Origin of the sequence: Subdoligranulum sp. APC924/74, assembly GCF_003324125.1 — a bacterium.
In the GTDB taxonomy this organism is placed as follows: Bacteria; Bacillota; Clostridia; order Oscillospirales; family Ruminococcaceae; genus Gemmiger; species Gemmiger qucibialis.
On the sequence record NZ_PSQF01000111.1, the window covers coordinates 1 to 7,563 of the forward strand.

Sequence of the window (7,563 nt, forward strand, 5' to 3'; positions counted from 1 at the left end):
AGTATTATCTGCGCTTTTGGCTTAGCATCTGCCGTACCTCGCTCGCCGTATCGGCACTTAGAATTATGCGGTATTGCCTTTACTCAGATTTTGCCGTATATGATATAAAATGTCTCACAAGCCGTCTCCGCCGGATATTTTGTCTCTTTGGCGGTACAGGAAGCATCACAAAAGCACCGTAAGCCGCCTTATCGGCATCAGCTCACGGTGCTCTGCTGTATCTTCGTGTTATCTTGTTGTTTCCTGTTCCAGCGGGAACTTCTGTTTGTCATGCACGCTGATTTCTTTGCCCAGCTGTACTTCAATCAGCTGCAGTTCGCTGTCTGCCAGAACGGTATGGCGGCAGCCGGCCTGCATCTGCACCACATCGCCCACATGCACGGGGCGCTCCGCGCCGTCCACCACGGTGCGGCCTGTGCCGGAAATCACCACCCACACCTCATCGCGGTTCATGTGGCTGTGGTAATTCATGCTGTGGCCGGGGTTCAGCGTCACCTTGATGGTCAGGCTTTCGTCCTCCACATCCAGTACGCGGAAGCTGCCCCAGGATTTTTCGGCAAACATGATCTGCTGGTCGATCTTATCCACATAGGGCTTGATGTAGCTGGACTGCTCTTTATCCGATACCAGAATTCCCTCCGGGCTGGCAGAGATCACCACATCATGCAAGCCCATGGCCAGCACCGGCACGTTCAGCTCGTTCACCACATGCACGTTGGTGCAGGTATCGTTCATCATGGCCTTGCCCACGCTGGGCTCGCCCATCGCTTCGGTCAGGGTGTTCCAGGTGCCAAGGTCCTTCCACTGGCCTGCAAACCGCATAACCTGGATCTTGGGTTCCTTTTCCACCACAGCATAGTCAAAGCTGATTTTGTTCAGCTCGGCATATTTATCAAACAGGTCCTTATAATCGGTAAAGTCGATCAGCTCATGGGCCTTATCCAACACATAGCGCAGCTTGTAGGCAAACACGCCGCCGTTCCACAGCGCCCCCTGGGCGATGTAAGCCTTTGCCGTTTCGGCGTCCGGCTTTTCCTTAAAGGTTGCAACATCGCTCACGGCGCTGCTGTTTTTGGGGATAATATAGCCGTATTTTTCGCTGGGGTAGGTCGGCTCAATGCCCATCAGCACCAGGTTGGCTTCGCTTTTGGCAGCCTGCTCACTCAAGGCTTTCAGTGCCTCAAAATAGTCATCCTCCACATAGGGGTCCACCGGGCAGACCACCACCGGCTCCTCCGGGTCCACGCCCTGCACATCGGCCAGATAGGCCGTTGCCAGCGCAATGGCGGGGAAGGTATCGCGGCGGCACGGTTCCACCGAAATGCCAACTTCCTCCCCCAGCTGGTTGTGGATGGCGGAAACCTGGGTCTTGCTGGTGGCAATGGTCACAGTCGCCCCTTTGTCTACCTGTTTGATCTGGCGGTACACCCGCTGCACCATGGATTCATAGCTTCCGTCCGGGCACTTGAAAATTTTAATGAACTGCTTGGAACGGATATCGTTGGATAGCGGCCACAGGCGCTTGCCGGACCCTCCGGAAAGCAGCACAATATTCATAATGGTTTCGCCTTTCTCAGCGCTCAGCACGCATGGGGTTATTCAAAAAGTCCTCATAGGCAAGGCGCAGGCCGTCCTCCAGCTCGGTCTTGTAGGTCCAGCCCAGGCCCGTTGCCTTGGAAACATCCAGCAGCTTGCGCGGTGTTCCGTTGGGTTTGGTGGGATCCCACTTAATCTCACCGGTATAGCCCACAACCTTGGCTACCAGCTCGGTCAGTTCCTTGATGGTCAGCTCCTTGCCGGTGCCTGCGTTCACCGTTTCGTTGCCGGAGTAGTTGTTCATCAAAAATACGCAGAGGTTTGCCAGATCGTCCACATACAAAAACTCGCGCAGCGGGCTGCCATCGCCCCAGCAGGTCACGCTGGTCACCCCGTTGACCTTTGCTTCATGGAAGCGGCGGATCAGCGCGGGCACCACATGGCTGTGGGTGGGATGGTAGTTATCGTTGGGGCCGTACAGGTTGGTGGGCATCACGCTGATGTAGTCGGTGCCATACTGGCGGTTCAGGAACTCGCAGTATTTCAGGCCGCTGATTTTAGCCAGAGCATAAGCTTCGTTGGTTTTTTCCAGCTCGCTGGTCAGCAGGCAGTTTTCCTTCATGGGCTGCGGTGCCATGCGCGGGTAAATGCAGGAGGAGCCCAAAAATTCCAGCTTTTTGCAGCCGTTTTTCCATGCGGAATGAATCACGTTCATTTCCAGCGTCATGTTGTCATACATAAAGTCCGCCAAAGCGTTCTGGTTGGCAACAATGCCGCCCACCTTGGCTGCGGCCAAAAAGACATATTCCGGCTTTTCGGCGGCAAAAAATTCTTCTACGGCATCCTGGCGGCACAGGTCCAGCTCTTTATGGGTCCGGGTAATGATATTGGTATATCCCTGGCGTTCCAGTTCCCGCACAATGGCGGAACCTACCATACCACGGTGGCCTGCCACATAGATCTTAGCGTTCTTTTCCATCATAACAAATGGCCTTCTTTCTTATTTTACAACGCCTTTTTCCAGGTATTCTTCCAGGTTGCAGCGGATGTTTTCCTCTGCGCGCTCTACAGCTACTTTTTCCATGTCATGCTCCACCATGATCTTGACCAGTTCCTCAAAGCTGGTCTTGGTGGGGTTCCAACCCAGTTCCTGGCGTGCCTTGGTGGGGTCACCCCACAGGTTGACCACATCGGTGGGGCGGTAGAAATCCGGGCTTACCTCAATCAGCACCTTGCCGGTCGCCTTATCAACGCCCTTTTCGTTCATGCCCTCGCCAACAAATTCCAGCTCAATACCGACATAGTGGAACGCCAGCTGGCAGAATTCCCGCACGGAATGCTGCACGCCGGTGGCGATGACAAAATCATCCGGCTTATCGTTCTGCAAAATCAGCCACATGCACTCCACATAGTCCTTGGCATAGCCCCAGTCGCGCAGGCTGGACAGGTTGCCCAGGTAGAGCTTGTCCTGCTTGCCCTGCTTGATGCGGGCGGCGGCCAGCGTGATCTTGCGGGTCACAAAAGTTTCGCCGCGGCGCTCGGATTCATGGTTGAACAGAATGCCGGAGCAGCAGAACATGTTATATGCTTCACGGTACTCCTTGGTGATCCAGAAACCGTACTGTTTGGCCACCGCATAGGGGCTGTACGGATGGAACGGCGTTTTTTCGTTCTGGGGCACTTCCTCCACCTTGCCGTACAGCTCCGAGGTCGAAGCCTGATACACCCGGCAGGTATCCGCCAGCCCGCACAGGCGCACGGCTTCCAGCACGCGCAGCACGCCGGTAGCGTCCACATCGGCCGTGAACTCCGGAACATCAAAGCTGACCTGCACATGGCTCTGGGCCGCCAGGTTATAAATTTCGTCCGGGCGCACCGAGCCGATCACAGCAACCAGGCTCATCGAATCGCCCATATCGCCGTAATGCAGGTGGAAATGCGGGTTGCCCTCCAGATGGGCAATGCGTTCACGGTAGTCAACGGAAGAACGACGGATGATGCCATGTACATCATAGCCCTTCTCGATCAAAAACTCTGAAAGGTAAGAGCCATCCTGGCCGGTAACACCGGTGATCAATGCCTTTTTCATAAAAAATGCAGCCTCAACTTTCCTTTTCTATCATCATGCGCCGCCGGTCTGCCGCAGCATGGGCGGGAATGTAAATTCAGCTTTCAGGGGGCTTTGCGCAGCCTTGCCCTATATTATATTAGTATACCCTGTTTTGCGTTTCTGCGCAAGTATACGCTGTATCCAACCTGTCGCCTGCTCTTGATTGACCTGCCCCGCACCGCAGATTATAATTATAAGGATAGTATTTCATCATCCGGGCCGCTGCCCGTTCAAGAAAGCTGGAATCACATGCAGGATCTCAAACACGTTTTTTCTTACTTAAAGCCCTACCGGCGGGATTTATTCCTTGCCGTCGGGCTGGTTTTTGTGGAATGTATTTTTGAAATGGTCATTCCGATGCTGATGTCTGACCTGGTGGACCAGGGCGTGCCCAGCCATGATATGCAGGTCATTATGCTGCAGGGCAGCAAGATGATCATCTGCGCTGTGCTGGCCCTGATCACCGGCCTGCTGTACGCCAGGTTCGCCGCCCGCGCCGCCAACGGCTTTGCCGCTGCTCTGCGCGAAGCTGAGTACCGCAAGCTGCAGCAGTTCGACTTTGCCAACCTGGACCATTTTTCCACCCCGTCCCTCGTTACCCGCATGACCACCGATGTCACGGTCATGCTCAACGCCGTGGCCACCGGCCTGCGGCCTTTGGTGCGCAGCCCGGTCATGCTGTTCATGGGGCTGGGCATGGCGTTCTTGCTCAATGCCAAGCTGACCATCGTTTTCCTTATTACAACGCCCATCCTGGCCGCTATTCTGGCCTGGATCGTAACCAAGGTCAGCCCACTGTATGACCGCCAGCAGACTGCTGTGGACCATCTGAACGGCCGCGTACAGGAAGCCTTAACCGCCATCCGCGCCATCAAAGCGTTTGTGCGCGGCGATTACGAGAATGAGCAGTTTGAAGCCGTCAATGACGAGCTGGCCGCCGCCAGCACCAACACCTTCCGGTATGCCGTGCTCAACCTGCCCGCGTTCCAGGCCGTTATGTACACGGCCATTGTCTGCATCATGTGGTACGGCGGCAATTTTATTCTGACCGACCGGATGACGGTCGGCGAGCTGACCGCCTTTTTGAGCTATGTTCTGCAGGTGCTCAACTCGGTCATGATGTTCTCCGGCGTGTTTTTGCAGCTTACCCGCTCCCTGACCAGCGCCCGGCGCATCCGTGCCGTGCTGGAGGAGCAGCCCGCGCTGGCCACCCCGGCTGACCCCGTTGCCGCCGTTGCCGACGGCAGCATTGATTTTGCGGACGTCAGCTTCAAATACAGCGCCGCTGCGGCCAGGGATGCCCTTTCCCACGTTACGCTGCACATTCCCGCCGGGGCAACGGTGGGCATTATCGGCGGCACCGGCGCGGCAAAAACAACGCTGGTACAGCTGATCCCCCGCCTGTACGATGCCACCTCCGGCACCGTCAAGGTCGGCGGGCAGGATGTGCGCCGGTATTACCTTGCTGCCCTGCGGGATGCTGTGGGCATTGTGCTGCAGAAGAACCTGCTGTTCTCCGGCACCATCCGTGACAACCTGCGCTGGGGTGATCCCAACGCCGATGACGAAACCCTGTGGGCCGCCTGCCGCGCCGCCTGCGCTGATGAATTTTTGGAGCGGATGCCGGACGGCCTGGATACCGACATGGGCCAGGGCGGCGTGAATGTTTCCGGCGGGCAGAAGCAGCGGCTCTGCATTGCCCGCACCCTGCTCAAGCACCCCAAAGTGCTGATTTTTGACGATTCCACCAGCGCCGTGGATACCGCCACCGAGGGCAAGATCCGCCATGCGCTGGCCGCCCTGACCGATGTAACCAAGCTCATCATTGCCCAGCGCATCACCTCGGTGATGGATGCCGACATGATCGTGATTCTGGATGACGGCAAAGTTCACGCCGTGGGCACCCACAAGGAGCTGCTGGCGAATGACACCATCTACCAGGAAATTTATGCATCCCAGATGAAAGGAGATGACGCGGATGGCAAAGGCATTCAGCGGTAAAAAGCCGCAGCATTTTGGCAACACCATCCGGGTATTTTTGAACTACCTGGGCCGCCACAAGTTCATGCTGGGGCTGGTTGGGGTGCTTACCGCTGTCAGCGCACTCGCCAACCTGCTGGGTACCTACATGATCAAGCCGGTGGTCAACGGTATTCTGGAAACCGGCAGCATTCCCGGCCTTGTCCGCGGTGTTGCCCTGACCGCCGCCATCTACGCGGTGGGCGCGCTTTCTACCCTGGGCTACACCCAGACCATGGTGCGCGCCGCGCAGAAGGTCTTGCATGATATCCGCCGGGACCTGTTTGCCCACCTGCAAACGCTGCCCCTCTCCTTTTTTGACTCCCGCCGCAACGGCGAACTGATGAGCCTGTTCACCAACGATGTGGACACCATCTCGGACGCGCTGAACAACAGCTTTGCTCTGCTGATCCAGAGCTTTATCCAGGTGGTGGGCACGCTGGTTCTGCTGTTTGTGCTCAACTGGCGGCTTTCGCTGCTGGTCGTGGTGGGGTACGCCGTCATGTTCTGGTACATCCGGTTCAGCACCAACCGCAGCCGTTTCTTCTACGCCCGCCAGCAGCAGGCTCTTGGCGATCTGGAAGGCTATGTGGAGGAGATGGCCGCCGGGCAAAAGGTGGTCAAGGTGTTCAACCATGAGCAGACCAACCTGGAAGGTTTTCAGGCATTGAACGCCCGCCTGCAAAGCGCCGGAACCAGCGCCCAGGGGTATTCCGCCACCATGATCCCCGCCGTTGTTTCCATCTCCTACATCAACTATGCGGTCATTGCCGTGCTGGGCGGGCTGATGGTTATGAACGGCCAGTCCAGCCTGGGCAGCCTGGCCAGCTATCTGGTGTTTGTGCGCCAATCTGCTTTGCCCATCAACCAATTCACCCAGCAGGGCAACTTTCTGCTGGCCGCCCTTGCCGGTGCCGAGCGCATTTTCAACGTGCTTGACGAACAGCCGGAAACCGATGAGGGTACCGTCGAGATCGTTCGTGTGGAAAAGTCTGCGGACGGCACCCTTGTGCCCAGCGCCGGCGGCCGCCGCACCGGCCTGTGGGCCTGGCGCGACAGTGCCGACCCCGCCGCCCCTCTCGTTCCCCTGCGCGGGGATGTACGGTTCCGGGATGTCAGCTTTGGTTACATTCCGGGCCAGACCACCCTGCATGATGTTACGCTGTACGCCAAACCGGGGCAGAAGATCGCCTTTGTCGGTTCCACCGGCGCGGGCAAAACCACGATTACCAACCTCATCAACCGCTTTTATGATATCACCTCCGGCACCATCACCTATGACGGCATTGATGTGCGCAAGATCCGCAAAAGTGATCTGCGCCGCAGCCTTGGCGTGGTGCTGCAGGACACCCATCTGTTCACCGGCACAGTGGCGGATAACATCCGCTTTGGCAAACTGGATGCAACCGACGAAGAGATCATCGCCGCCGCAAAAATTGCCAACGCGCACTCCTTTATCGAGCGCCTGCCCCAGGGGTACAACACCATGGTATCGGGCGATGGTGCCAACCTGAGCCAAGGCCAGCGCCAGCTGCTGGCCATTGCCCGCGCTGCTGTGGCCGACCCGCCGGTGCTGATTTTGGACGAAGCGACCTCCAGCATCGATACCCGCACCGAAGCTCTGATTGAAAAAGGTATGGACCGCCTGATGGAGGGCCGTACCGTCTTTGTTATCGCCCACCGACTTTCCACCGTACGAAATTCCAACGCCATTATTGTGCTGGAACACGGCGGCATTGTGGAGCGCGGCAGCCATGATGAACTGCTGGCCCAAAAGGGCGAATACTACCAGCTGTACAACGGCATGTTTGAACTTGCATAAAGGCAACACCGCACAATTCCCGCCTTGCGGCTTAAGCACCGCTCCGGCAGCTGCGGCACGGCATCTGCGTTGCCAA

General features: G+C 57.2%; 5 protein-coding genes. 2 read left to right on the plus strand and 3 right to left on the minus strand.

The window, feature by feature from the left end:
• Positions 1 to 228: 228 nt before the first annotated feature.
• The 3 genes from C4885_RS14495 to gmd are packed head-to-tail and all read right to left on the minus strand — an operon-like array spanning position 229 to position 3,625.
• Positions 229 to 1,557: a sugar phosphate nucleotidyltransferase gene (locus C4885_RS14495; RefSeq protein ID WP_114001014.1), complete on the minus strand. Its 1,329-nt coding sequence runs from the start codon at positions 1,555 to 1,557 to the stop codon at positions 229 to 231.
• Between the two features lie 16 nt (positions 1,558 to 1,573).
• On the minus strand, positions 1,574 to 2,518 hold the full coding sequence (locus C4885_RS14500) for a GDP-L-fucose synthase (RefSeq protein ID WP_114001015.1): 945 nt from the start codon (positions 2,516 to 2,518) through the stop codon (positions 1,574 to 1,576).
• Between the two features lie 18 nt (positions 2,519 to 2,536).
• The gene (gmd, locus tag C4885_RS14505; RefSeq protein ID WP_114001016.1) at positions 2,537 to 3,625 is read right to left on the minus strand and encodes a GDP-mannose 4,6-dehydratase; all 1,089 of its coding nucleotides are present in this window, start codon (positions 3,623 to 3,625) and stop codon (positions 2,537 to 2,539) included.
• 270 nt (positions 3,626 to 3,895) lie between these two features.
• On the opposite strand from gmd, the gene C4885_RS14510 reads away from it, so the two are divergent.
• Positions 3,896 to 5,647 carry an ABC transporter ATP-binding protein gene (locus tag C4885_RS14510; protein WP_114001017.1) on the plus strand — a complete coding sequence of 584 codons (1,752 nt, stop codon included), beginning with the start codon at positions 3,896 to 3,898 and terminating at the stop codon, positions 5,645 to 5,647.
• Positions 5,625 to 7,487, plus strand: coding sequence for an ABC transporter ATP-binding protein (locus C4885_RS14515; protein WP_114001018.1), 1,863 nt, complete (start codon positions 5,625 to 5,627; stop codon positions 7,485 to 7,487). The genes C4885_RS14510 and C4885_RS14515 overlap by 23 nt, the downstream gene beginning before the upstream one ends.
• Positions 7,488 to 7,563 lie beyond the last annotated feature (76 nt).